The organism is Paenalicyclobacillus ferrooxydans, from assembly GCF_001399675.1.
Classification (GTDB): Bacteria; Bacillota; Bacilli; order Alicyclobacillales; family Alicyclobacillaceae; genus Alicyclobacillus_B; species Alicyclobacillus_B ferrooxydans.
The window spans coordinates 179,700-205,113 of sequence record NZ_LJCO01000011.1 but is presented as its reverse complement, the minus strand read 5'-3'; the positions used below and the strand labels follow the sequence as shown (position 1 = coordinate 205,113).

Below are 25,414 nucleotides of genomic sequence, written 5' to 3'. Positions count from 1 at the left end.
ATATCAGGCCGCGCCTTACTTCTGGCCCGAGATCCGCACACCCTGAACGAAGATGTTTACTCGGTTGACTTCAATGCCCGTTGTTTCACCGAGCACATACCTGACCTTGTCCCGTACATTCTGTGCGACTTCATAGATATTGGTGCCGTAACTGACGATGATATACAAGTCAGCAGACACTTCTTCAGCGTTGATGCGCACTTCTACACCACGGCCTGGATTCTCCCTGCCCAGGAGCTCACTCAGGCTGTCCTTGACTTGTTTTCTCGAAGCCATTCCAACCAACCCGTAACAGTCCATTGCAGCGAGGCCGCAGATTGTAGCAATAACGTCCTCGTCAATGACGATGTTTCCAAGCGGTGTGTCCATCGTTTTCGGCAATGAGGGCACCCCCCGTATTGGCTACTTTGTGCAATTGTACTATACCACGCCTGAGCCCCAAAATCAGCCAAAACGGAAAAACCCGTCCAAAAACAGCTGGTTGCGCGCTAATTATGGACTGTGCTAGAATACATCAGTCAGGCTAATAAACATGGTTAGCAATCGATGGGCTCAAAGGGGGTGCGGCGAATGGCAAGACGTTGCGATGTGTGCGGCAAACAACCGCAAACCGGCAACCTGGTGAGCCACGCGGAAAACAAGACTCGGCGCCGTTGGCTTCCGAACATCCAGTCTGTTCGTGTAAACATGAACGGAACTGTCAAGCGCATCAAGGTGTGCACGCGCTGTCTCAAAGCAGGTAAAGTACAGCGAGCCGTTTGACCTAGAGACGGTTTGCCAACTCGGAATGCATCGTGTCTGCGGGCACGCATATGCCGATAGAGAAAAAAGCACCGACAGGTGCTTTTTTCTGATCCCATTGCTTTTCAGGCTTCGCTTCCTAGCTGCAGCTTATTGACAACTATAATAGCAACTGGACGAATCACTTGAACACCCCGTCGTGGGCGATCTGCCTTGTCATCCCTGGCCCTGCCGGGCTCCTTGCTGCGGCCTGAATCACGCAACTGAGGCTCTATGACGCAGCCTTGCACGGTCACAGCTCTCCTGCCAGGAGTTGTCATTACGTTGACGCTAGATTGGGGTCAGTCCTTCGAGAACACGCCAATACATGCCTTCACAATTCCGCCTAGGAATTTGGGCAACTTAATCGTGTAGAACTTCAATTGCGGTCCCCTCCCTTGTCAGGTGAACACAGATCCGTAAGGTGTCAGGGCATTCGCCTGATCAATATCTATATATATTCCTACAGTGAGAATCTGTGTTTCATTCCTCCGAAACTGAATTCTTTCGAAAGGACAAGGGCTTAGAGTCACTTCGACAAGGATGCTTGCTCTGCAGACAGCCGCAGTTTCGCCACAGCGTCCTTGCGATCCGGTGCAGAGAATACCGACGATCCGGCGACAAAGACATTTACTCCCGCTGCAGCGAGTTGACCTGCATTCGTAGTATCAACACCGCCGTCTACTTCAATCAGAACATCGCTGCGCCCCAGGTCGTCGAGGATACGCCTCGCAGCGGATGTCTTTTGGATGGTTTCGGGAATAAACGACTGTCCGCCAAACCCTGGATTGACGGACATCAATAGCAACATGTCAAGCACGGAAGAGACCTGCTCAATCACGGTAAGCGGCGTGCCAGGGTTCAATGCCAACCCTGCTTTCGCTCCACCCTTTTGGATCTGGGAGAGTACTCTGTGGATGTGCGGCGTAGCTTCCGCATGCACAGATATACTGTCCGCCCCGCTGTGCAGGAACATCTCGACCCATCGTTCCGGTGCCTCAACCATCAGATGTACGTCGAGATGACAGTCAAACCGCTTTCTGAGTGCATCAACGACAGTAGTTCCCATCGAAAGATTCGGGACAAAGTGTCCATCCATGACGTCAATATGGATCCAGTCCGCACCACCGTCGAGAACCGCATGAACCTCGTTTGCCAGTTGGCCGAAATCGGCTGCAAGAATGGACGGTGCTATGTACATGCTCAATACCTCGTCTCCTCCCGGTGCCGCACCTCATCGTAGAGTTGCTGGTAGCTCTGATACCGAGAGGGGGACAACTGTGCCGATTCAACCGCCGCTTTCACGGCACAATCCCCCTCATCAATGTGCAGACAACCACGGTAGGGGCAGTCACCCGAAAATGCCTCAAACTCAGGAAAATACAGCCGCAATTGAGGAGAAGGGATCTCCACCTGAAGCTGACTGAACCCCGCAGCGTCAGCGACATACGTATCGTCCTCGATAAAAAACAGTTCCGTATGTCGTGTGGTGTGTTTCCCACGTCCCATTTTCTCGCTGATTTCCCCCATCTTCAGCCCCAAACTGGGTGACAAGGCGTTTCCGAGTGAGGACTTTCCAACCCCAGAAGGGCCTACAAAAACACTTGTGTGACCCTTCAATTCGCCTTTCAGCAGATCAACAGCGGTTGGCTCCTTCACGGACATCAGCAACACTCGATAACCCGCCACTCGATATGGAGTCACAATTTCCTCCACCCTAGCGGCAGGCACCAAATCAACCTTCGAGATCACAATCAACACCTCAAGGCCAGCCTGAGAGACAACAACCAGTGACTTATCCAAAAGATAGGGCTGAAACTCTGGATTCCCCGCGGAGAACACCAGCACGGCTTGGGTAACATTGGCAACTGGCGGGCGCACAAGTTCGGACTGCCTCGGCAAGACCTCCTCAATCCATCCTTCGTTCGAGCCTGTTGCTTGATACTGCACGCGGTCCCCAACCAAAACGGTGATGTTTCGCTTGCGAAAAACGCCTCTTGCACGGCATCGAGTGACCTGCCCGCCATCGGTTACGTCAAAGAAACCAGCCAACACTCGCGTGACGACCCCAATTGCCAATGTCAACCCTCCTTGTTCTCCCGCAGTTCCAACCGTTCGCGCACCTTGCCCGTCTATCGTCCACTCGGTCAGTTATATGGGACAGAATAGTTTTGCTGCAGCCGGCCGTTTTCATAGACCATAATTTGCCCAGGATAGTCAGGGGTTACGTACACCCGGAACATCCAACTCGAGGTTGCCTTAATCACCTTGTCGACAACCAAGGCATTACTGTCCCGGGCGTCAGTTTTATAGACTTGAACGTGAATCACCCGGTTATTGTTGTCACTCACTTTCACTTCAACTGTCTCTTGTTTCGGCGGGATCATTGAAGCGGTCCCATTACCCGTGCTGTTTGTTCCGGTAGTACTGTTTGTTCCGGCAGTGTTGTTATTCGGGATGGAGTTACCTGTACCGCCGCCGACGCTGTTTCCCGTATTGTTGCCAACTCCCCCCCCGGACTGACCAGGGTTTTGAGCCACATAGAGGCCGATTTTCGTCCCGACCGGAACCTGCGCTCCCTCGTGATACGGTGTGATGGAATACACGTAGTTGTTCTGGATCGGATATTGCGAGTACGTAATCTGACCTTGTGCCAGATTTGCTGCCTGCAGCGCAGCCAAAGCCTGATTGAGCGGCAATCCTACAAGGGTCGGCACGGTCGTCATCTGCCCTTGGCTGTACTGGAGCACAATTTGTGTATTTGGTGTGATTGGCGTCCCCGCCTGCGGTGTGGTGCTCACAACCACCCCAGCTTGAGCTGTGCTGTTTGTCGTGGCTTGCTTTGTCACTTGTGAAGCGACGTCAATGCCATTGTTGGTGAGCGTTGTAACAGCTTCCTGCAAAGGAACACCAACCAGGTTCGGCATCAACACCTGCTCCGGTCCGTTGCTGACCCAAAGCGTGACTGTGCGGCCCTGCTTCACTTCTGTGGGACCGGTCGGACTTTGCTCATAAACAGTTCCTGCCGCAGCAGGGTTTGTGGCCTTCTTTTCAATGATTTGATTGTTGGTGAAGCCAGCTGTTTTCAGCAACTGAAGCGCAGCCGTTTCTGACTTCCCAGTCACGTTTGGCAACATCTGATTCGGTGTCTGAATCGCGTCCATGACGACATAATAGGCTGCCGTCGCGCCAACGCCAATCACAATGAGTGTTACGAACGTCCAGATGAGCGGCATCCACCAGCGGCGCTTCTTTTTTGGCGCCACTTCCGGCGCGCCTTTTTCCTCAGGTTCCCATGAGCGCGGGTTGCCGATTGCAGGGACAGCGATCGTTTCGTCAAGTTCTTGAACCGGACGAACGTACTTCGGAACATCCGGATGAATCAACGCATCGTGCAGATCGACTTCAAGCGCTGCCATGTCACTGTATCTGTCTTCGGGTGACTTCGTCAGACAACGCAGGATGATGTTTTCAACACTCTGTGGTATCTCCGGATTCCACTCACGTGGATCTACAAAGTCGTCCCGCAGGTGTTTCAACGCGATACTCACCGGAGAATCACCGGAGAACGGGAGTCGTTTCGTGAGCATTTCGTACATCACAACGCCTAAGGAGTAGATATCGCTCTTTTCGTCTGTCGGTGCCCCCCGCGCCTGCTCCGGAGAAAAGTAATGGACAGAACCTAGTACCGAGTGGTCATGATGCAACGTGATGGTATTACCCGTAATGGCTCGAGCAATCCCGAAATCTGTAACCTTTACCTGTCCCGTTTTGGTCAACAGGATGTTGTGCGGTTTGATGTCTTGGTGGACAATCTGACGCGCATGCGCGTGCTTAAGTGCATCGCAAATCTGCATGGTGATATCCAGAGACTCGTTTACCGACAGCGGGCCGCGTTCGCGGATTACGTCCTTGAGGGTCGGCCCATCTACGTACTCCATGACGATATAGTGTTCGTTCGAAGCTGACACGCCGACATCGTACAAGTTTACAATATTTGGGTTGGAAAGACTTGCGGCGGATTGCGCCTCTCTCCGAAAGCGAGAAACAAACTCATCGTCCCCAGCGAACTGTGCCCTGAGCATTTTGACAGCGACCTGTCGTCCAAGGAGGGTGTCGACCGCTCGGTACACAACAGCCATTCCGCCACTGCCAATCTGTTCCTGGAGATCATAGCGGCCCCCGAGTAATTCTGTCACCTCGAACCGATCTCCTTTCGATGCACAGCGAGTATGAGCGTGATGTTGTCGGGCGCACCTCTATCCAAGGTCAGTTTCACGAGCCCTTCAACCACCGTGTCCGCTCTTTCTGTCGTTACTGGCTGTTCGCCGTTGTTGAGCATTGCAAGGTAGGATGTCATTTCCTCGCTCGTGACATAATTTGATAGACCATCTGTACACAACAGCAACATGTCGCCGTCGTTCCAAGCAAGCACGTCAATCTCCGGATCGCTCCACTCCGCTGTTCCAAGCGAACGCGTTACGACATTGCGTTGCGGATGATGTAGGGCTTCATCTTCCGTAAGATGCCCCCGGCGCACCAGTTCTGCAACCAGAGAGTGATCACGCGTGACCTGTGCCAGGACACCTTCATGAAACAAGTATGCTCGACTGTCCCCAACATGCCCGAGAATGACTTGTTCTTGGTCGTACAGTGCAGCGACCAGCGTTGTGCCCATACCTAAATAGTCCACGTTCGATCTCGATGTGCTCCAGATCTCGCGGTTCGCCAACTGAATCGCTTCACGCATCGCAGTTGACGGATCGGTTCCGGCTTTCAGTCGGGCTTCCACATCTCGAACAACCACGTCTGCAGCCATCTGGCTCGCAATTTCCCCGGCAGCTGCTCCACCCATCCCGTCAGCGACAACGGCCACCATTCTGTTGTCGACCTTGAATACTCTGTAACTGTCTTGATTCATCTGGCGCACCATACCGATGTGGGTCTTTGCCGCATACAGCATCCCTGTGTCACCTCTCCCTGCCTAAACCATTTACACAATGACTCGCCGCGTTATGTCTTTTCCACGTGTTCTGCGTGTTCAGCGCGCAGTTGTCCGCACGCAGCAGATATATCGTGGCCCATCTCACGACGAATCGTGGCATTCACGCCAAGGCGCTTCAGTTCATTCCAAAAGTCATAGATTTGATTCTTCGATGTTCTGACGAGATTCCGCTCCGGAACATAGTTCACGGGAATGAGGTTGACGTGACTCGGCAGCCCTTTCAGAATCTCGGCTAACTGTCTTGCTTCCTCAAGTGAGTCGTTTTTTCCTCCGACTAACGCGTATTCGAAAGAAATCCGCTTTCCAGTCTTATTGTAATAATAATGACAAGCCTCCATCAGTTTGGCAATCGGGTATGCCTTGTTCACCGGCATCATTGCTCCGCGGAGTTCATCGTTTGGTGCGTGCAGTGAAACAGCCAGCGTGATCGGCCTGCCATCGTCTGCCAACCGCATAATGCCCGGCACTAAGCCAACCGTCGAAATGGTGATATGACGTTGCCCGATACCAAGCCCATGTGGATCACTGACAATGTCGATGAACTTCATGACTTCCTCGTAGTTGTCCATCGGTTCTCCGGACCCCATCAACACAATTGACGACACACGGCCCGCATGCTCATCAAGCAGGTGCTGACTGTACATCAGTTGTTCGACCATTTCTCCCGCCTTCATCTGACGAATCATTCCACCAAGGGTTGACGCACAGAACGTGCACCCCATCTTACATCCCACCTGAGATGATACACAGACGCTGTTTCCGTAGTCATGCCGCATTAAAACTGTTTCGACAGTGACTTGGTCCGGCCACTCAAGCAAAAACTTCACCGTCCCGTCGACCTTGGACGTTTGCCTGGTCACCTCGTTTGCACGGGAGATTTCCATCTCCTCAGCCAATCGGTCGCGCAGTGTCTTTGGTAAGTTACTCATGACTTGAAACGACTTTGCCCGCTTTTGATATAACCACTGATAGACCTGGATCGCCCGGTAAACTGGTTGTCCTGCAGCTTCGAACCAAGCTTCAAGCTCACTCAGGGTTAAATCGTAAATATGTATCACTGCACAGCCTCCCTTCAACTGTCTCTTTTTCGAAGCCTCGCCATGTAAAATCCGTCTGTATCAAACAATTCCGGCGTAATGGTCACACCAATATCAGTCCGCAATGGCGCGGCAGCCTTCTCAGTCGATGCCTTCTCAGCCGCACCATTCTCAAGCGCAGCCTGCTCCGTAGCTGCCTGAGTATCCGCCAGCTTGAGCCTGGTACTGACCCCTTCTGGAAGCCAGGCCGTCACATCCTCATACATGACAGTGTCACCATGTCTGGCAACGACAGCCCTGACGACATCTTCATTCTCATTCTTAAGCAGTGTGCAGGTTGAATAGACGACGACCCCACCCGGACGTACCGCAGCGAGCGCAGCTTCCAGCAACTCTTCCTGCAAGGCCGACAGGCTGCGACTCTCCTCGAACGTCCTTCGCCAACGAATCTCTGGCCGCCGTCTCAGTACACCCATCCCGCTGCACGGCGCATCTAGCAAAACCGCGTCAAAAGCGTTTCGGTAGCGGGAATTGGTTCGAAATGACCTTGCATCCGCAACAACTGTCTTGACACCCGTGAGCCCGAGCCGCTGTGCTGACTGGCGCAACAACTCAAGCTTGTGGAAGTGAATGTCAACGGCCGTTACGTGTCCCGTGCCGCCCTGCAGCTCAAGCAGTTGTGTCGTTTTCGTCCCTAATCCGGCACATAAGTCGAGGACTTTCTCATCGCCTTCGAGACCAAGCAATGGTGCTATCAGCATCGAGGCCTCATCTTGAACGGTGACGAGTCCGGTTTGGTAGGCATCCCAGCGTTCGACGTCGAGCCCTTTCGACAAGCGAACCCCAACAGGGGATACCACGGAAGCCCGGGGGGCGTCCTCGGAGCCGTTTGAAGAGTTTTCAATGAAGGCGTCTCGTGTTAACTTGGTTGCGTTAACCCGAAGGGCAACCTGTGAACGTTCATTGCCCGCCTCTAAAATGGCAACCGTCCGTTCCTCGCCAAACTGTTCGAATAAAGCACGGACAAACCATTCCGGGTAGGAATATACCATAGCCGTTTGGCCGACAAAGTCGGACTGCTGGCCAGCACGCTCTTTCAGCTTGTCAGCAACCGAACGCTTGTCCCTCGTAAAAGACCGCAGCACACCATTGACGAAGCCTGCAGCCTTGCGAACTTCCCCTTTGCAGATGTCAACAGCATCACTCAGAACTGCATACTGTGGAACCCGGCTTAGATACCCAAGTTGGTACACGGACATCCGCAAGATAACAAGAACGCGCTCCTCAATTCCAGCCAGCCCACGCTTGCACAGCGGCTCAAGGAGTGCGTCGATACTCTTCTGATACTGCAATGTTCCGTACACGATCTCTGTACACAGAGCCTTGTCCCGCTCATCGAGTGCAGTTTTTCGATAATGCTGCAAAAGTGCAACATTGCTGTACTTGCCGTGCTCCGTTATGTCGCACAAAATTCGGAAGGCGCTGGCCCTTGCCACTGCGGTCATCCGTTTTCCTCCACGGGTTCAAACTGAGTCTTGTCGATTCTCAGACCTCGAAACCAGTCCCGTGCTGACATCTTGCGCTTGCCAGACGGTTGAACTTCGAGGATCTCCAGCCATCCGTCCTCGCACTTCAAACGGACGGAACCATCATTTGTCATACATACTGTACCCGAGGAACCCTCTGGTAATGAATCGTTTGCGCTGTTTTCTGGCAGCAGCGCTGTGCGCCAGAGTTTTATGGGTTGTCCTCCATGCAGCAGGGCAGCCCCTGGCCACGGAGACAAGCCGCGAACGTGGTTGTGTACTTGCACCACTGTATTCGTAAGGTCAATCCACTCGTCCTTGCGCACGATCCGGTGTGCGTACGTCACGCCCGCCTCAGGTTGCTCACTTGGGACCAGTCTGCCCGCTGTGTATTCTGGCAATAACCGGACGAGCAAATCTGCACCAACCTCAGCCAAGCGGTCGTGCAGATCTCCAGTCGTATCGGACGATTCGATTGCAACAGCTTGCATCCCAAGGATCGGGCCTGCATCAAGCTCCTTGACTGTCTTCATGATGGTCACGCCTGTCTCGCTGTCTCCTGCCAAAATCGCACGATGAATCGGCGCTGCTCCACGCCAACGAGGCAACAACGATGCGTGGACATTCAGACACCCGTACCGCGGTACAGCGAGCAACCGATTGGACAGAATCTGTCCGTATGCCGCCGTTACCATCACATCCGGACGGTATGTCTCGAGTCGTTCCACAAAATCTGCTGCACTCACCTTCTCTGGTTGTAAAAGAGGTAATCCGTATTCGATTGCCGCCTGCTTGATGGGTGATGGAGTGAGCTGCCGTTTGCGTCCGACCGGCCTGTCCGGCTGCGTGATCACAAGGACTACTTCAACGGTCGGAGCGTTCATCAACGCCTTCAGGGTAGGTACAGCGAAGTCCGGCGTACCAAGCATGACCACGCGAATCTTGTCTGTCATTTATTCCCGCTCCAGTTCGTCTTCCTGAACAATGTCGGAAGGCTTCAGGTAATCGGTGAACAGGATGCCGTTCAGGTGATCCACCTCGTGCTGAATGCAACGTGCAAACAGCTCTGTGGCTTCAAACTCAATTTCCTCCTCCTGTCGATTCCAAGCACGCACCTTGATGTTCATCGCACGGTCTACCTCACCCCGAATGCCAGGCAGTGATAGACATCCCTCGTAGGCCCGTTGTGACCCGCTGCTCTCGATGATCTCCGGATTGATGAGTTCAACCAATCCGTCACCAACATCAGCGACGACGAGACGCTTCAGAATCCCAACCTGTACTGCGGCGAGACCAATACCTTCTGCTTCATACATTGTCTCAGCCATGTCATCAAGAACCTTTTCAATCGCTTTCGTCACTTTTGGCACCGGCTTTGCCACTTGCCGGAGAACCGGGTCTTTCCCCTTACGGATGATCCGTATTGACACTTTGATAAACTCCTCTCTATCCGAACGCACTCGCCGCACCATGCAGCGAATGCAGATTTACATTCTTCCTGCATTCACATCGAGAACACAGGTCCCGCCAAGCTCGTGCATTTTATCGGCAACCAACGTATATGCCGCATGGAGCGCAGACTTGACACTGCTCCACTGTGAATACTTTACCACAACTTGAAACCGAAATCGGTTCTCAATCCTCCCAATCGCGCTCGGCGAAGCCGGCAACACGACTGCATCGTCAGAGCCAAGGTTTCGGCGAACCTCGCGTTCAAACCGCCTGGCGGCTCCTTCAGCCAGCTTCGCCTCCTGGTGCGTCGCCAAAAACAACGACAACTCTCGATACGGAGGGTACGCGAACGCCTCTCGCGTCTCTTTCTCACGCCGGTAGAATGACCCGTAATCATGATGTGCAGCGGCCAGAATGGCGTAGTGATCCGGGCGGTAGGTTTGAATCACGGTCGTTCCAGAGACCTCAGCACGCCCTGCTCGACCTGCGACCTGCGTGAGCAGATTAAAGGTCCGTTCGTTGGCTCTGTAGTCAGGAACCGCGAGCATTGTATCCGCGCTGATGACTCCGACAAATGCCACATTCGGAAAATCAAGCCCCTTGGCAACCATTTGCGTGCCAAGCAAAATCTCTGCTTCGCCTCGTTCAAACCGCGTAATCAGTTCATGATGTGCGCCTTTGCGTCTCGTTGTATCCACGTCCATCCGCAGAACACGCCAGCTTGGCCAGAGGTGGTGTAGATGCTCTTCCACTTGCTGTGTGCCAATCCCAAACGGACGCATCGCCGGCTCGTTGCAGGTTGGACAGGTACTCGGCGCCTCAGCGGTATATCCACAATAGTGACACTTTAGCCACTCGCCGCTCCGTCCGCGATGCAGTGTCAGAGAGATATCGCAGTTCGGGCACGACAGCCGCTCTCCACAGTTTCGGCACAGCAAGAATGCCGAATACCCGCGGCGATTGAGAAACAGGATGGCCTGGTGGCCGTTTTCCACACAGGCTTCAAGGCGCTCTGTCATCGCGACACTGAACAAAGACCGGTTTCCAGCCTTCAGCTCTTCGCGCATGTCCACAACCTCTACTACAGGCATCGGCCCACCGTTGATGCGTGATGGCAACATCGCAAGCGCAGCCTCGCCGGCTTCAACCTGTGCCATGGCGGCAAGCGATGGAGTCGCCGAACCGTAGACTACCGTGGCTCCATAAAATGCGCTTCGGCGCTCAGCCACTTCTCTCGCATCGTAAAACGGGGTCTCATCTTGCTTATAGGAGGGTTCGTGTTCTTCATCAACTACAATCAGACCTAGGTTTTGAACGGGTGCAAATACTGCCGATCGGGCTCCAATGACCACTTTAGCGGTCCCTTGCTGGATGCGTGCCCATGCATCCTTGCGCTCCCCCATGGACAACCCGGAATGCAGCACAGCCACCGTAAAGCCAAAGCGCATTGTAAACCGTTGCACCATTTGCGGCGTCAGCGAGATCTCCGGGACCAGCACGATGGCCGCCAAACCGAGATCGATACAGGCGTGGATAGCCTGCATGTAAACCTCGGTTTTACCGCTGCCCGTAACCCCGTGCACGACCACTTTTTCAAACTTCCGACGGTGCACCTTCGCCACAATCAGCTGAAGCGCTTGCCGCTGCCACTGTGTGAGCGTCCGTGACGTGTCGCGTTCCCCGATTTGCGTCACTTGCATTAACCACTGCTCATCCCGGAACACCTGACGCTGTACTAGTTGAACCAGATTGTCCCTGACAAGTGCAGCAACAGTCGGACTCGACGGACGGTGTCCGAGCTCACTGAGCGCAACCGCATCCTTTTCTTCCGAGAGACCTAGTAGGTGCTCGAGAATTTCGGCCTGTTTTGGTGCACGCTTCCTCCGTTCCGAAGTGGCAGCTCGAAGCTCGTCCTTGGAAAGACAGCTTGTCACCAAGGTTTCAAACTTATCACTGGTCCTGTCACGCTCCACAACTACGTCTTCCACCAGTCCAAGTGCTTTTGCCTGCGGTAAATAGAGAAGTGCACTCTGGCCGAGACGGGCCACCAACTGCTCAGCAGACAGACTTCTGCCGTCAAGCGCCCCTACCAACCGGTGAAGCTCTGGCGACACCGTATTGGCATCCAGAACGGCCATCCCCCCGCCCGCTGACACCAAGGCTCGTGTCGCTGCTGACGTCTGGCGGTACATCTGTTTCGTTACGGTCCGAAATGCACCTGGCAGCACAGTTTGAACGGCCTCCAGAAACGTACAGATGTATCGTTCAGTCATCCATTCACAAAGTGCCAGCAGTTCGTCCGACAAGATGGGCTCTTCATCCAGCAGCGTCAGGATGGGTTTGAGCTTTCTCTCAGCCTCGTCAGTCTCTCTGATGATGTCAACAACATAGCCTTGGCAGACTTGGCGCCCAAAAGACACCAGTACCCTGTGTCCGCGCCTCGCCTCTGCCAGAAGCTCGTCCGGCACCACGTAGTCAAAAGGTCTGCTTAGTGCCTTTGTCCGAACATCCACAACAACTTTTGCGATGGTGCGGTCCGTCACAGCTGGTCCGTCTCCCTCCTTGCACGCGTACCCAATCGACCATCGAAAACGATTCGCACGCGGCTGAGTATCTCGTTGGCGACATCCAGCTTGGACATCAGCGGCAGAGGATCCGGTCCGTTTTTCGAGACGATGATGACACGGTTGGTATCCGTGCCGAATCCAACACCCTCCTCGCCGATCTGATTGCCGACGACAAAGTCGAGGTCTTTACTGACAAGCTTCTTCTCTGCGTTCAAAACCACATCCCGCGTCTCTGCCGCAAAGCCCACTACAACGTGACGGGCCTCTTTTGCCTTCGCTACTGACGCCAGGATATCTGGGGTCTGCACCCAATCAATCTGCGGAAGCCCATCGGACTTCTTCCATTTTTGGTCAAAGCGTTCTGCCGGACGGAAGTCGACTGGCGCGGCAGCACCAATCACCGCATCCACAGTAGACAGCCGCTTCAGCACAGCGTCTTTCATTTGTTCAGTGGAACGGACGCGGACCATCTCGGCACCTGCAACGGGCTCCAGGTGGGAAGGACCCGTCACCAAGGTGACCTTGGCTCCCCGCGACACAGCTGCTTCTGCAATGGCATATCCCATTTTCCCGGACGATCCGTTGCTGACAAACCGCACCGGATCGATATCTTCCACAGTAGGGCCTGCCGTGACCAAAACACGCAGATCGCTTAAATCCGACTGCCGGGTGAGAACGGCATCCACCACGTCCTTTATTTCTTCCGGTTCGGCAAGCCGTCCCTTTCCTGTGTACCCGCACGCAAGAGGACCGCTTCCCGGGTCAACCACGATGGCACCGCGCTGTCTGAGAATACGCAGGTTTTCTTGCACAGCCGGATGGTCATACATGTGCACATTCATGGCCGGTGCAATCAACAGCGGCGCCTGACAGACGAGCGCAGTCGTTGTGACCATGTCGTCAGCGATGCCGTGAGCCAACTTGCCAATCAAGTTTGCTGTCGCCGGAGCGACGACAAACAGATCTGCACGGTCCGCCATTGCAACATGCGCGATTTCTGCCGGGTTCGGTTCTTCAAACGTCGAGACAACAACCGGGTTCCGGGACAGTGACTGAAACGTGAGCGGTTTAATAAATTCGGTCGCATTTCGTGTCATCAGCACCTGAACATCGTACCCATGTTTAACCAGCAGGCTGCACAAGGAAGCGGCTTTATAGGCCGCAATACCTCCGCCAACTGCAAGTAAGATCCGTTGATTCATCCGACTCATCCCCTACACGTATGCTGACAACAGGCGAAACCACTCAAAACATGAAAAGCAGAACAACCAAAGCGGTTGTTCTGCGCAGATGTCGCTCGGACTACTTAATTCCTTCTCTCGTCTTAAAGTAGTGCACCCGACCGTCAGATATCTCCCACAAAGCCCGGCTGACGTTCTTCGTTGTCGAGGAGCCCGGTTGATTCAATCCGCGGTCTTGCAACTTCCGCGCCCGTTTTGAGGTGGCTACCACCAAACTGTACTTACTGTCAACAAGCCCCATCAGCTTGTCGATGGATGGGTATAACATAATGATCCCTCCGCGCTGGTTTTCTTCGTGATGCCTCGCTATCTATCAAAAACGACACGTGGCTTACCATTCCTGGTGACTTACCATTCCTGAAGGAGGAAAAGATTCCTCGCAACACTACAGTGTTCGGCTGTAATAATCGACTCTATACGTTCACATGCAGCTTCCACGACGTCGTTGACGACCACGTAATCGTATTTCTTCATCATTTGCAGCTCACTTCGAGCGGCGCCAAAACGCGTTGCAAAGGAGTCCTCTGTTTCAGTCCCACGGCCAAGGATACGCGCTTCAAGCTCCATTGCGGACGGAGGAATCAAGAACAGAAAAACGCCATTCGGGTAACTCTTTTTGACCTGCATTGCACCTTGAATGTCGATTTCGAGCAACACGTCGCGACCTTCCGCAAGTTTCTGCTCCACAAATTCACGCGGCGTACCATAATAGTTTCCATACACCTCAGCCCACTCGAGCAGATCATCGGAAGCCATCATCGATTCAAACTGTTGCCGTGTCTTAAAGAAATAATTGACGCCGTGTTGCTCGCCTTCGCGCGGTTGGCGCGTTGTGGCTGAAATGGACAGACACATCTCCGGCAATCGGCGCATCAGCGCTTTGCAAACCGTACCCTTCCCAGCCCCGGAAGGGCCGCTGAGAACGAACAATATCCCTTGCTCTTTATCTGACATCCTATCATTCCTCGACTTCAGTGTGATTGCCCGTCTCCAGGGTTACTGCTGGCCTTTCGGCTTGATTCCCGGTGGTGCTCATTCCTCGTCTTCTACAATTTGGTCTTTTGCCGTCAGACGATGAGCAACCGTCTCAGGTTGAACCGCCGACAGAATCACATGGTCACTGTCAGCGATGATCACTGCACGCGTACGGCGACCGTAAGTTGCATCGATGAGCATTCCGCGGTCCCGGGCCTCTTGGATAATGCGCTTGATCGGCGCAGACTCGGGACTGACAATCGAGATGATACGGTTGGCTGAAACGATGTTGCCAAACCCAATATTGATTAGTTTAATGCTCACTCGCTCCATTCCTCCTGTAGCGGCCCTGGTCACTCGATATTCTGAACCTGCTCACGCATCTGTTCGATGACTGTTTTGGCATCAACAACAGCTTTCGAAATATCAAAGTCAGAGGCTTTCGATGCAATCGTATTGACCTCGCGGTGCATTTCTTGCACCACAAAATCTAGTCTTCGACCCACAGGGCTTCCATCCTGCAAAGAGCGATAAAATTCTCTGACGTGACTCGACAAACGGACTAGCTCCTCGTCCACAGCGGATCGTTCTGCAAGGAGTGCAACCTCCGTAAGCAATCGATCCTCGGGAACGTTCAACTGAAGCTCCTTCATTCGTTCGAGCAGCCGCGCCCGTACTTTTTGGCCTGTCCTTTGCGAAGACTGCGTCAGTGTTTGAATGGTTTCCTCAAGGTTCACGAGCTTCTGGTGCAGATCGGCAGCGAGTCTTTCGCCTTCGCGTGCCCGCATGAAAACCAGGTTTTCGCACGCCTGTCTGACCGCCATCAGCGTAACGCCGCGCACTTCGTCCACATCATCCTGCACGGCCTCAACCGTCAGCACGTCCATTTCAGTGAGCCAGTTCACCGGTGCGAGTTCGAAACCGCGGGCATGTGCCTCATGCTCAACGCGGACCAACTCCGACAAGAGGGCCCAGTCCACCGTCACCTGTTTATCTCGCGCGCGGGTAGATTCGATGGAAATAAAGCCATCACAACGGCCCCGTGCAACAAAATGACTGAGTACATCCCGGATGGCTTCATCGAGCACAGCGTATTCCTTCGCCAACCGAATTTGAAACTCGGCAAAACGATGGTTCACCGTTTTTAACTCCACACTGACCCGAAATCCGCTTTGTTCCAGCACGGCTTGGCCGTAACCGGTCATACTGTGAATCGGCATCTTGATTGCCCCCAAACGTGATACTATTCTACCTCATAAGAAACGATTCGTACAAGTTAGCTCTGCTATGCTCTCTGTACTTCCCGTTTTCACGAGGAATCCCCTCTGACTGATTCAGAGGGGATTGCCTGATGAATATCATGAATTTGATGTAAGCATCTGTCCTGTGCTGATGCACATCAGCTCATTTGCTGTCAGCGTGTCGCCACTTTGGTCTTCATGGCGCTGAGTCCCACGCGCCGAATCGACAGCGCAAACGTCGGAATCGCAGCGGCGATCAGGACAATCACCCACTCCATGCCATGCAGCGGCACGGTCTTAAAGACAGTTGCAATGCCCGGCACGTAAATGGTGAGGAGGAATAACCCAAGTGATGCAGCCACGGCCAAAACCAACCACATGTTTCCGAAAATATTACGACGCAAGATGCCGCCATCCACACTCCGGCAGTCAAAGACGAGGATGAACTGGGCCATCGTCAGTGTCGCGTACGCTAAGGTATGTGCGCGCGGCAGGTTCTGCGGCTGTGTATGCAGAGCCCACAGGAACACAAGCAGGGTTACTACACCAATCAAAATGCCACGGCTGAGGATTTTGACCGAGAATCCTTTGGCGAAGATGCCTTCGTTCACATCTCTCGGCGGGCGCTGCATGATGTCCTTCTCAGCGGGATCAACACCGAGAGCAATCGCAGGAAGGCCATCCGTGACCAGGTTGACCCACAGGATTTGAATTGGCAACAGCGGCAACGGCAAGCCCACCAGCATCGCGACGAACATGGTGACAATCTCGCCCACGTTGCTAGACAGGAGATAACGGATAAACTTTTTGATGTTGTCGTAAATTCCGCGCCCCTCTTCGACCGCAGCCACAATCGTTGCAAAGTTGTCGTCGCCAAGCACTAGGGCGGATGCTTCTTTCGCTACGTCTGTACCGGATTGACCCATGGCAATGCCGATATCAGCCTGTTTGATAGCTGGTGCATCGTTCACTCCGTCGCCCGTCATGCCGACGATTTCACCGCGTCCCTGAAGCGCCTTGACGATGCGCAACTTATGTTCCGGAGATACCCGGGCATAGACGTAAGTATCTTCCACGTTGGCCGAGAGTTCCTCATCCGACATCTGGTCCAGTTGACGCCCCGTGAGAACAAGGCCGTCTTCGGGGATGATTTCTAGCTGCCTGGCGATTGCCGTCGCCGTAGTCTGGTGGTCGCCGGTAATCATCACTGTTCGGATGCCTGCCGTCCGGCACTTCTGAATCGCGTCATATACCTCTTGACGGGGCGGGTCAATCATACCGCACAGTCCGACGAAGACAACGTTTTGCTCAGGGTCTTGCTCTGCCTTCGCTGATTCGATGCTCCGGAACTTCCGGTACCCGAACGCAATGTTGCGCAAAGCCTGACCGGCCATCTGCTGATTGGCTGCAACAATCTGTTTCTTGGTCGTGTTCGAAAGTGCCTCTTCCCGGCCGCCGATGTAAAGTTTCGTTGCACGTTCGAGCAAGACATCAGGCGCGCCTTTCACGAACAGATAGACGTCTTCTCCCTCTTCCACCAAAACGGACATCAACTTCCTGTCCGAATCAAAAGGAATCTCATCGACTCTGTGGTAAACGCTCTCCGGATCGTCAAATCCGGCCTTCTTCGCCATAACAAGAAGAGCGCCTTCCGTTGGGTCTCCATCGCATGTCCACTCTTCACCTTGCTCGGTCTGGACCGATTTCATGATGGCGTTGTTGCATGTGGCACCGATTTCCACCAGCCGCTTCAGACCTTCTCGTCGAAATGCTCGAACTGCCCGTTCCTCATAGATAAATTCACCTGTCGGATCGTAACCTGTGCCGGTTACGTTGTACCATTCGTTCTCCACCCAAACGCGCTGAACGGTCATCCGGTTTTGCGTGAGCGTTCCTGTCTTGTCAGAACAGATAACTGTCGCGCAGCCAAGTGTCTCAACGGAAGGCAGTTTGCGGACAATGGCGTTTCTTTTGATCATCCGCTGCACGCCAAGGGCGAGTGCAATTGTGACAATCGCAGGGAGCCCCTCCGGAATCGCTGCAACGGCCAAGGACACACCGGCCAGGAACATGTTGTAGAGGCCGTTCCCGTGCAGCACACCAGTGACGACAACCAATGCCGTGATGGCAAGGGACACCCAAACCAGGAGTTTGCCGAGTTGGTCAAGCCGCCTCTGAAGTGGTGTCAAGCTCTCCTCTGACGCCTGCATCAGGCCCGCAATTTTGCCCATCTCTGTGCTCATTCCGGTCTCCGTGACGACAAACTCTGCCTTGCCGCGGGTGACCAGCGTGCCCATGTAGACCATGTTGATCCGATCGCCAATCGGCGATGCTTCGTCGACATGTTTGTTTGCGTGTTTCATGACAGGCACCGATTCACCGGTGAGCGATGATTCTTCGACATCGAGCCCGGGAGACTTGATGATTCGTCCGTCGGCAGGCACCTTGTCTCCTCCCTCAAGGAGTACGATGTCACCCGGGACCAAATCTTTTGCGGGAATGGTCTCGATCTTCCCAGCTCTTCTCACGCGCGCCATCGGAGCCGTCAGCTCCTTAAGCGCCGCGAGCGACCGCTCTGCCTTGACCTCTTGGATGAAGCCGAGAATGCCATTGAGGATAATGATGGCCACAATTGTAATCGCGTCCATGTACTCCCCAAGCAACCCTGAGATCAAGGTGGCGGCCAACAATACAATGATCATAAAGTCGCGAAACTGGTTCAAAAAGATAGTGAGCAGTGAGACTTGTTGGCCCTCAACGAGCTGATTCAAGCCCACTTTCTCACGACGCTCCTCCACCTGCTCGATTGTCAGCCCGTCTTCAGACGTTGACAACAAGTTCAGGCAGTCGGAGGCGGGTAACGAATGCCAGCTCTTCTCCACCGAAGCCACCCCTTCTGCGATTGGTGTCTCGTAATCTCTATGCTTGTCTCCCGCAAAACATGTCCAACAAGACACGAGCGCCTCAAAGCACATTCATTGCGGGGCCGAAGCAGGGCCGTTATACTCGGAAACGAGGAGGCAATGGAATGGACGGTTTAGGGATTCACGTGCTCGCAAATGAATGGCAGTCATGGTTTGCCGGAGCGCGAGTTGATAAAGTGCATCAGCCCTCTGCACGAGAACTGGTATTGACACTTCGGACCGGGGGCAAAAACGAACGGATTTTGCTCAGCGCGCATCGTCAAATGGCGCGTGCGCACGTGCTTCGCCACATCCGCCCGAACAATCCGCAAGATCCGCCGATGTTCTGTATGCTGCTGCGCAGACGCATTGAAGGCGGTCGCATTATCAGCGTCTGGCAACCGGGTTGGGAGCGCATTTTGGGGCTTGAGATTGAGGCACAGAACGACTTCGGCGATCTCGTGAAGTATCATTTGATACTTGAAGTGATGGGTAAACACAGCAACCTCGTCTTCTGTCAGGCTGATGAAGCTGGGAACCCGAGTAAAATCGTCGACTCGATTGTCCATGTCACACCTGACATGAGCCGAGTGCGCCCTGTCTTGCCAGGACACCTCTACACGGCTCCGCCGCCGCAAGACAAACTGTCCATTGAGGACCTTAAATCTCAGATGCTCGTCGATTCTCTGGCGAATGCGCAAACACGAAAGCAGGTGGAGCGCAACGTGATGTCTCAGCTTCAGGGTTCAGGTCCGGAGACGGTCCGTGAAGCTCTCTTTCGAGCGCGCGATGGTCAGGTGGCAGAGACAGGTGTCAAGGCCCCTGCAGTGACAGATGCTTGGACAATCACTGCCGAGGAAGCACCGCGTTTTGCAGAGCAACTGTTGCTCGCACTTCGGCAGATTTACGACGAAGCTGTCAATAGGAAAGAACCCGCAACCGTTGCTGAGGACCAACTTGGGCAAACCATCGCAGCTGCGCCTTTTCGAATGTTGTCCCAAACACGGGTTGTCAACATGGACTCCTATGACGAAGCGCTTGAGAAACTGTACCAGTCAGCACTCACAATGAGTCAGTTCTCCGCCGAACAGCGAAATATCACACGCTCTGTGACGGAAAGTCTAGACAAGCTTCGCGGCAAGCTGGTCAAGCTGGAGAACGAGCGCCTTGAAAGTCTCGATTCCGAGACGCCGCGTATCTACGGAGAAGTGCTCATGGCTTTTGCATATCAAGTGGAGAAGGGTGCTTCGTCTGTGACGCTGCCAAACTTCTACGACGACGACAACCCGCTGGAGATTCATCTGAACCCAGCCTTATCGGCGACGCAGAACGCGACACACTACTTTAAAACCGCCAGCAAAAAGAAGCGGGCGATTCCCTTGATTGCGGAAGAAATCGCACAGACGACTGAGGATATCAACTACTTGGAAAGTGTGCTCGCGCTGCTTGAACAGACAGAACCAAGTGGATATGGGGCGATTCGAACAGAACTGGAACGTCAGGGCTTCCTCAACAGGAAACGCGACGCAAGGAATCAGGGACGTCAAAGTCGCGCAAAGGCGAAGGCCCACGACGACATCGGCAAGCCTGAGGAGTACCTCAGTGTGGATGGATTTCGGATCCGCGTTGGGCGCAACAACCTGCAAAACGACCGTTTGACCCTGAAGTGGAGTCAACAGGACGACATCTGGCTTCACGTCAAAGACGCCCCTGGATCCCACGTTGTCATCCAGACGGAACGTCGGACAATACCCGAAGCCACGTTACATCAAGCTGCTCTGTTGGCGGCGTATTTCAGTAAATTGCGGACATCCGTCAATGTGCCCGTCGACTACACCGAGACGCGCCACGTCTGGAAGCCAAACGGCGCGCGGCCCGGTCACGTGCTTTACGACCATCAAAAGACCCTTTATGCGACACCTGATAAGTCACTCATCGACGCGATTGCCCGTCCCTGAACCGGCGACCCGTTTTGCCCACCAGAGCGTTAGAGTGAGTGGCACGTCGTGATTGGGTGGCACGTAACTGATGGGGTTGCACTTACTGATGGAGTTGCACTTACTGCTTTGGAAGCGCAGAGCGGACGCTCGGAATCGGCCAGCCATCAAACAAGGCTAAGCGATACCGTGTCAGCCGGTCTTTTAGCGGACGGGTGATGTCATGCGGGACCACTGCCCAAACATAGGTCAGTGTCTCCCGCACCTCAGGCAAGCGAAGATGGCAGGTCAATGCAAACGCCAATTGAATGCCAAACTCGCGTGTCTCATCCTCTGCTCCTTTCATCCACCAATCTCCCCACTGTGCCGCGTCCGATCTCGATGCATGAGGCACAAACACCTTCCACAGCTGAAAATAGCAGACCAACGCCTCCATCCATTCCACTCTATCTGTCATGCTGTTCAGCGTCTGATGAAAGGTTTCTGTCATTAGAAAAACGCGAGCCAAAGAGCCTACCGCCGACGGATTGGCCGCAACCGATGCCTCCCCGATAGCCCGCGCGATATGCCAAGTTCGAAGTGCAAAAGTCTGGCCGCGCGCCCCCTTTGTCGCAGACAAGGCTGACAACTGATAGAGACGTTTCACGACCGCTTCGATGTAGGCTGCGTGGCCGTCTGTCAGCAAGTGTGTCGATAACAACTTCCGGTACGCGCGAATCACAAGCTCGGCACCACGCCAGGAGTCAGCTTCGACGTAGACCACCCCCTGCTGAGAAAGCGCGTTGAGAACGCCTGTCAAAACCGCTGTGTCGCGTTCTTTAACAGCGACGCCGACAATTTCCACCCACTGATCGACCATGTTCCCGTGAATCATCGACAACGGATCGTCCTCCCGCTTTGGCAACGGGAGACGTGCAGCAATCTGGCTCATTACGTCGAGGCAGTGCGTTCCGGTTACAGAATCGCTGAAAGACGACGCACGCTTGGCAATGTCACAGATCTGTTCCACGCTGTCGAGGGCTGCTCGCAGACGTCCATGTTGGAAAGCCCGGTTGTACTCACGCACAATCAACTCGATGATCCGGTCCGGCTTCAGCAGCTGCACCACCGCGTACATGTAGAGGAGCAAACTGAAGAAGCAAATGACCACGAGTACCAAATCAGCGCTCATTTCCCGGGACAGATTGGTCGGCAGCGGATCGTTCAGCGGGTCCCGAATCCTTGCCATGAGAAACAGGCTGTGCATAATGGCAGCCAGATAAAAAAAGAATAGGGACACGTTGTAGGGCAAGCGTACGTAAAAGTCGAGCACACGGTGTGTGTAATTCCCCGCTGTCATTTGGATGGCAACCAGGATGATGGATATACACAGCGCCAGAATGGTTGACAGCGATGAGACAATCGTATTCAGATAGTTGCGTGCCGTGTCTGTGTCACCAGAGAAGATAGATGGAGAGTATAAAAACACAATCACCGTAACCAAGGCTGCAAAAAACAGATGAAAGACAGACGATGAGGTTCCGTCGCGTACAATACGGTGTATTTCCTTAAAAGCATGTCTCGGTATCACGGGTCCACCTCAAGCGGAAATGTATACTTTTCATCGTGCCCCGTCTGTTCTATTATGAAACGGGAAGTTTTGAACACGGCAACGCGGGAGAGGAGCGTTCATCCAGTATGGCTATGAACGTCGGAAAGCGATTGGCGGCCGGAGCAAATATGCCGGCACCAGGTGAAGATGTGCTCATTAACACGCAAGAGGCTGTGCACAGTGCTCTGACACGACTTGGCTATTCGGAAACGGTGTACGAGTTATTGAAAGAACCGATTCGGGTCTTGACTGTTCGTATCCCTGTCCGAATGGATGATGGACACACCGAGGTGTTCACAGGCTATCGGGCGCAACACAACGATGCTGTGGGCCCGACCAAAGGCGGCATTCGGTTCCACCCCAATGTCACGCTCGGTGAGGTGAAGGCCCTCTCTATATGGATGAGTATCAAGTGCGGCATTTTCAACCTCCCTTATGGCGGTGCCAAAGGCGGGATTATTTGCGATCCGAGGACCATGTCCATCGGTGAACAGGAGCGTCTAGCCAGAGGTTACGTGCGAGCAGTGAGCCAGATTGTCGGACCGACCAAAGACGTACCAGCACCAGACGTGTACACCAACCCGCAGATTATGGCTTGGATGTATGACGAATACAGTCGAATCCGCGAATACGATTCACCAGGGTTTATCACCGGTAAGCCACTTGTCCTCGGAGGTTCACGCGGGCGTGAAAAGGCAACGGCGTACGGCGTCGTTGTTGCCATGCAGGAAGGTGCGGCAGCACTCGGCAAGACATTGACGGAGCTCAAGGTGATTGTGCAGGGATTCGGTAATGTCGGAAGCAATGTGGCACTCATTCTGCACGAAATGGGTGTCAAGGTGGTTGGCATCAGCGATGCCGGCGGTGGTTTGTACGACATCGAAGGCCTTGATATCCCGTCTTTAGTGGACAAGCGAGACTCGTTCGGGATGGTGACAACGAACTACAGCCACGTGATGAGTAACGAGGAACTTCTCGTCCAAGACTGCGACGTGCTCGTCCCCGCTGCGCTGGAGAACCAGATTACCGCTTCGAATGCGCACGAGATCAAGGCTTCTATGGTGGTTGAAGCGGCCAACGGACCGACAACTCCCGCAGCAGATGAGATCTTGAACGAACGCGGTGTCCTGATTATCCCGGATGTCCTGGCCAACGCGGGCGGTGTCACAGTCTCCTACTTCGAATGGGTCCAAAACAGTCAGGGATTTTACTGGACGGAAGAAGAAGTCAACCAGCGATTGACGGACATGATGGTTTCATCCACACAGAACATCCTGAAAACCGCACGGCGATATCAAGTGCCAACCCGACTGGCTGCGTACATGGTTGGTATGAAACCATTCGCAGAAGCCATGCGGTGGCGCGGTTGGGTATAAAAGTAGAGTTCGGATTACACCGTCGTAAATCACATCCAGCGTAAAAACACAAGCGCTCATCCACGTAGGATATCTCCGTGTGGATGAGCGCTCGTCATTTTCTGGGACTAATGATGAACGATTTGCTAAATCTTCGTCATTTGCGAGTTTCAATTTATTCGCTTACTACAATCCCATCAGAGAACTATGTTAAACTGTAGGGGATCCATGCCCTTATTTTAATTTTATGCGTGAAACATCATGGACCACAGCAATCCTACTGTAAGATACTCCAGTAAGGAGGGAACAGGAATGGCCGACAAAGAGACGTCCAATCAAACCCCTGATGAGCAGTCTACGGGGCTTACGCGACGTCAGTTTTTGAGCTATGTCTTGGGGGGAACGGGCGCGTTCATGGGGACCTTGATTGCGGCTCCAATGGTCGTCAGCGCTTTCGACCCAATCCACCGTTCGGCTTCAGGGTCGTTCTCCAAGACAACCTGGAAGGTATCGGACTTCAATGACCAATACCCGCTTCACGTGAATTTTCAAGAACATATTGATGACGCGTGGAACTCCCAGGACAAGGCCAATGACGTCTACGTCATTAAGTACCAAAACAAGCTCATGATCATGTCTCACGTGTGCACTCACCTGGGTTGTCACGTTGAAGGCTCTGATCAGCCGCAGCCGAAGTTCATGGCATCCGACGTGGGTCACGACGTCTGGTTTTTCTGCCCGTGCCACGGGAGCCACTATAACAAGTACGGCGTAAATACCCCGTCGTCACCGGCTCCTCGCCCGCTCGATTTGTACACCTACAAGATTAACAGTGATGGAAGCATTTTAGTTGGCTCAACATTTAAGCGGACAGACGCAACTTGGGATTACAACCCCAACCCAACGGTATCATAACTATTCATACACGGCGCAATCTTGGCGCCATAACACAGTCAAACGTGAAAAAAGGCTGCCTTGAGCAAAGCTCACGGGCAGCCTTTTCGGTATGCCTTGTTCGTAATCACTTTTTGGCGCTTCTTTTTTGGCAGGTTCTTTTCAGTGCAGTCTTTTTTGTTGTTACTGACCATATTGTTCCGGGTGAAGTCGCCACTTGGTGAGGGCTTCTACGTATGCAGGGTCCACGTAGCCTTCGGAGACAGCTGTTGCAATCAAGGTATCGTATCCCAACAAACGGTACGGTGTAACCTGCGCGGCATCTGCTCTCTCTTGAGACGCCGGGAAATCGTAGGAGAAAATGGACAACACGGCAAGGGTATTCATGCCTTCTGATTTCAACGCCTCGACGGCTTCATAGGCTGATCTGCCAGTGGACAGGGTATCCTCAATGACGACGGCGGACAACCCTTTAGACACTCGTCCCTCGACCTGTTTTTGTTTGCCGTGGCCCTTAGCACTGCTTCGCACGTAAGCCATCGAGAGGTTTAGTTTTCGCGCAATGGCTGCCGCATGAGGGATGCCGGCAGTTGCTGTCCCTGCGATAACGTCTACACCGGGCGTGAGCTTACGAATCGTCTCCACAAAGCCCGTTTCCACCATTTCAAAACACAGCGGATAGGCCAGAATCATACGATTGTCACAGTAAATCGGAGACTTCCATCCGGATGACCATGTAAACGGGTCGTTCGGTCGAATCTCCACGGCCTTGATCTGAAGCAGTGCTCGTGCGAGTTCCTGTGCTCCAGCCCACTCGGGGGCTGTGAGTGAATGCATTTCAATGGCCATTTGATGTCCTCCCGTCCCTATTCGCACCTGCGCCAAACAGCCCGCAAGGTGCGAATAGAGC

At 53.7% G+C, this 25,414-nt stretch carries 23 protein-coding genes; 4 read left to right on the top strand and 19 right to left on the bottom strand.

Going from position 1 to position 25,414, the window contains the following annotated elements; translation table 11 throughout:
• Positions 1–15 precede the first annotated feature (15 nt).
• Positions 16–381 (bottom strand): Asp23/Gls24 family envelope stress response protein, encoded by a 366-nt coding sequence (locus AN477_RS03115; protein WP_211265941.1) that lies wholly within the window; start codon positions 379–381, stop codon positions 16–18.
• Between the two features lie 189 nt (positions 382–570).
• On the opposite strand from AN477_RS03115, the gene rpmB reads away from it, so the two are divergent.
• Positions 571–762: a 50S ribosomal protein L28 gene (gene rpmB / locus AN477_RS03110; protein WP_054967695.1), complete on the top strand. Its 192-nt coding sequence runs from the start codon at positions 571–573 to the stop codon at positions 760–762.
• A gap of 320 nt (positions 763–1,082) precedes the next feature.
• On the opposite strand, the gene spoVM is transcribed toward rpmB, so the two are convergent.
• The 16 genes from spoVM to AN477_RS03030 all read right to left on the bottom strand — a co-directional run bounded on the left by spoVM (position 1,083) and on the right by AN477_RS03030 (position 18,706).
• Complete coding sequence (gene spoVM, locus AN477_RS03105; RefSeq protein ID WP_054967694.1) at positions 1,083–1,163, bottom strand: stage V sporulation protein SpoVM; 81 nt, start codon at positions 1,161–1,163, stop codon at positions 1,083–1,085.
• Between the two features lie 146 nt (positions 1,164–1,309).
• Positions 1,310–1,981 carry a ribulose-phosphate 3-epimerase gene (gene rpe, locus AN477_RS03100; protein ID WP_054967751.1) on the bottom strand — a complete coding sequence of 224 codons (672 nt, stop codon included), beginning with the start codon at positions 1,979–1,981 and terminating at the stop codon, positions 1,310–1,312.
• 2 nt (positions 1,982–1,983) lie between these two features.
• A complete protein-coding gene (rsgA, locus tag AN477_RS03095; RefSeq protein WP_054967693.1) occupies positions 1,984–2,859 on the bottom strand; it encodes a ribosome small subunit-dependent GTPase A in 876 nt (291 codons plus the stop codon).
• A 68-nt stretch (positions 2,860–2,927) separates the two neighbouring features.
• On the bottom strand, positions 2,928–4,979 hold the full coding sequence (gene pknB / locus AN477_RS03090; protein WP_157061783.1) for a Stk1 family PASTA domain-containing Ser/Thr kinase: 2,052 nt from the start codon (positions 4,977–4,979) through the stop codon (positions 2,928–2,930).
• Positions 4,976–5,743 carry a Stp1/IreP family PP2C-type Ser/Thr phosphatase gene (locus AN477_RS03085; protein ID WP_054967692.1) on the bottom strand — a complete coding sequence of 256 codons (768 nt, stop codon included), beginning with the start codon at positions 5,741–5,743 and terminating at the stop codon, positions 4,976–4,978. Before AN477_RS03085 ends, pknB begins: the two co-directional genes overlap by 4 nt.
• Before the next feature lie 50 nt (positions 5,744–5,793).
• The gene (gene rlmN / locus AN477_RS03080; protein ID WP_054967691.1) at positions 5,794–6,843 is read right to left on the bottom strand and encodes a dual-specificity RNA methyltransferase RlmN; all 1,050 of its coding nucleotides are present in this window, start codon (positions 6,841–6,843) and stop codon (positions 5,794–5,796) included.
• Between the two features lie 14 nt (positions 6,844–6,857).
• Positions 6,858–8,327 (bottom strand): 16S rRNA (cytosine(967)-C(5))-methyltransferase RsmB, encoded by a 1,470-nt coding sequence (gene rsmB / locus AN477_RS03075; RefSeq protein ID WP_054967690.1) that lies wholly within the window; start codon positions 8,325–8,327, stop codon positions 6,858–6,860.
• Positions 8,324–9,301 (bottom strand): methionyl-tRNA formyltransferase, encoded by a 978-nt coding sequence (gene fmt, locus AN477_RS03070; protein ID WP_054967689.1) that lies wholly within the window; start codon positions 9,299–9,301, stop codon positions 8,324–8,326. The genes rsmB and fmt overlap by 4 nt, the downstream gene beginning before the upstream one ends.
• Positions 9,302–9,778: a peptide deformylase gene (def, locus tag AN477_RS03065; RefSeq protein ID WP_054967688.1), complete on the bottom strand. Its 477-nt coding sequence runs from the start codon at positions 9,776–9,778 to the stop codon at positions 9,302–9,304. It lies immediately after the preceding gene.
• Positions 9,779–9,835: 57 nt separating this feature from the next.
• A complete protein-coding gene (gene priA / locus AN477_RS03060) occupies positions 9,836–12,343 on the bottom strand; it encodes a primosomal protein N' (protein WP_054967687.1) in 2,508 nt (835 codons plus the stop codon).
• Positions 12,340–13,569 carry a bifunctional phosphopantothenoylcysteine decarboxylase/phosphopantothenate--cysteine ligase CoaBC gene (gene coaBC / locus AN477_RS03055; protein ID WP_054967686.1) on the bottom strand — a complete coding sequence of 410 codons (1,230 nt, stop codon included), beginning with the start codon at positions 13,567–13,569 and terminating at the stop codon, positions 12,340–12,342. Before coaBC ends, priA begins: the two co-directional genes overlap by 4 nt.
• Positions 13,570–13,669: 100 nt before the next feature.
• On the bottom strand, positions 13,670–13,876 hold the full coding sequence (gene rpoZ / locus AN477_RS03050) for a DNA-directed RNA polymerase subunit omega (RefSeq protein ID WP_054967685.1): 207 nt from the start codon (positions 13,874–13,876) through the stop codon (positions 13,670–13,672).
• 80 nt (positions 13,877–13,956) lie between these two features.
• Complete coding sequence (gmk, locus tag AN477_RS03045; RefSeq protein ID WP_054967684.1) at positions 13,957–14,562, bottom strand: guanylate kinase; 606 nt, start codon at positions 14,560–14,562, stop codon at positions 13,957–13,959.
• Between the two features lie 78 nt (positions 14,563–14,640).
• Complete coding sequence (gene remA, locus AN477_RS03040; protein WP_054967683.1) at positions 14,641–14,907, bottom strand: extracellular matrix/biofilm regulator RemA; 267 nt, start codon at positions 14,905–14,907, stop codon at positions 14,641–14,643.
• 29 nt (positions 14,908–14,936) lie between these two features.
• Positions 14,937–15,803 (bottom strand): YicC/YloC family endoribonuclease, encoded by an 867-nt coding sequence (locus tag AN477_RS03035; protein ID WP_054967682.1) that lies wholly within the window; start codon positions 15,801–15,803, stop codon positions 14,937–14,939.
• A 194-nt stretch (positions 15,804–15,997) separates the two neighbouring features.
• The gene (locus AN477_RS03030) at positions 15,998–18,706 is read right to left on the bottom strand and encodes a calcium-translocating P-type ATPase, SERCA-type (RefSeq protein WP_054967681.1); all 2,709 of its coding nucleotides are present in this window, start codon (positions 18,704–18,706) and stop codon (positions 15,998–16,000) included.
• Positions 18,707–18,852: 146 nt separating this feature from the next.
• Between AN477_RS03030 and AN477_RS03025 the strand changes: the two genes are divergently transcribed.
• Positions 18,853–20,685, top strand: a complete 1,833-nt coding sequence (locus tag AN477_RS03025; RefSeq protein WP_054967680.1) for an Rqc2 family fibronectin-binding protein — start codon at positions 18,853–18,855, stop codon at positions 20,683–20,685.
• Positions 20,686–20,785: 100 nt separating this feature from the next.
• Here the strand turns inward: AN477_RS03025 and AN477_RS03020 are convergent, their stop codons facing one another.
• Entirely contained in the window at positions 20,786–22,234 is a 1,449-nt protein-coding gene (locus AN477_RS03020; protein WP_054967679.1) for a DUF2254 family protein, read from the bottom strand.
• A 113-nt stretch (positions 22,235–22,347) separates the two neighbouring features.
• Here AN477_RS03020 and AN477_RS03015 point away from each other — a divergent pair, with 113 nt between their 5' ends.
• Both AN477_RS03015 and AN477_RS03010 read left to right on the top strand, forming a co-directional pair.
• Positions 22,348–23,631: a Glu/Leu/Phe/Val family dehydrogenase gene (locus AN477_RS03015; protein ID WP_425388116.1), complete on the top strand. Its 1,284-nt coding sequence runs from the start codon at positions 22,348–22,350 to the stop codon at positions 23,629–23,631.
• A gap of 291 nt (positions 23,632–23,922) precedes the next feature.
• Complete coding sequence (locus AN477_RS03010; RefSeq protein WP_054967677.1) at positions 23,923–24,525, top strand: Rieske 2Fe-2S domain-containing protein; 603 nt, start codon at positions 23,923–23,925, stop codon at positions 24,523–24,525.
• A 162-nt stretch (positions 24,526–24,687) separates the two neighbouring features.
• Here AN477_RS03010 and pyrE read toward each other — a convergent pair whose 3' ends face one another.
• Positions 24,688–25,353: an orotate phosphoribosyltransferase gene (pyrE, locus tag AN477_RS03005; RefSeq protein ID WP_245631695.1), complete on the bottom strand. Its 666-nt coding sequence runs from the start codon at positions 25,351–25,353 to the stop codon at positions 24,688–24,690.
• Between the last annotated feature and the right edge of the window lie 61 nt (positions 25,354–25,414).

Coding starts and splice junctions, on each gene's coding strand:
- AN477_RS03015 (WP_425388116.1), top strand. CDS start 22,348: ATGAACGTCGGAAAGCGATTGGCGGCCGGAGCAAATATGCCGGCACCA.
- rpmB (WP_054967695.1), top strand. CDS start 571: ATGGCAAGACGTTGCGATGTGTGCGGCAAACAACCGCAAACCGGCAAC.
- rpoZ (WP_054967685.1), bottom strand. CDS start 13,876: ATGTTATACCCATCCATCGACAAGCTGATGGGGCTTGTTGACAGTAAG.
- AN477_RS03010 (WP_054967677.1), top strand. CDS start 23,923: ATGGCCGACAAAGAGACGTCCAATCAAACCCCTGATGAGCAGTCTACG.
- rsmB (WP_054967690.1), bottom strand. CDS start 8,327: ATGACCGCAGTGGCAAGGGCCAGCGCCTTCCGAATTTTGTGCGACATA.
- rpe (WP_054967751.1), bottom strand. CDS start 1,981: ATGTACATAGCACCGTCCATTCTTGCAGCCGATTTCGGCCAACTGGCA.
- AN477_RS03025 (WP_054967680.1), top strand. CDS start 18,853: ATGGACGGTTTAGGGATTCACGTGCTCGCAAATGAATGGCAGTCATGG.
- fmt (WP_054967689.1), bottom strand. CDS start 9,301: ATGACAGACAAGATTCGCGTGGTCATGCTTGGTACGCCGGACTTCGCT.
- pyrE (WP_245631695.1), bottom strand. CDS start 25,353: ATGGCCATTGAAATGCATTCACTCACAGCCCCCGAGTGGGCTGGAGCA.
- coaBC (WP_054967686.1), bottom strand. CDS start 13,569: ATGAATCAACGGATCTTACTTGCAGTTGGCGGAGGTATTGCGGCCTAT.
- AN477_RS03085 (WP_054967692.1), bottom strand. CDS start 5,743: ATGCTGTATGCGGCAAAGACCCACATCGGTATGGTGCGCCAGATGAAT.
- AN477_RS03035 (WP_054967682.1), bottom strand. CDS start 15,803: ATGCCGATTCACAGTATGACCGGTTACGGCCAAGCCGTGCTGGAACAA.
- gmk (WP_054967684.1), bottom strand. CDS start 14,562: ATGTCAGATAAAGAGCAAGGGATATTGTTCGTTCTCAGCGGCCCTTCC.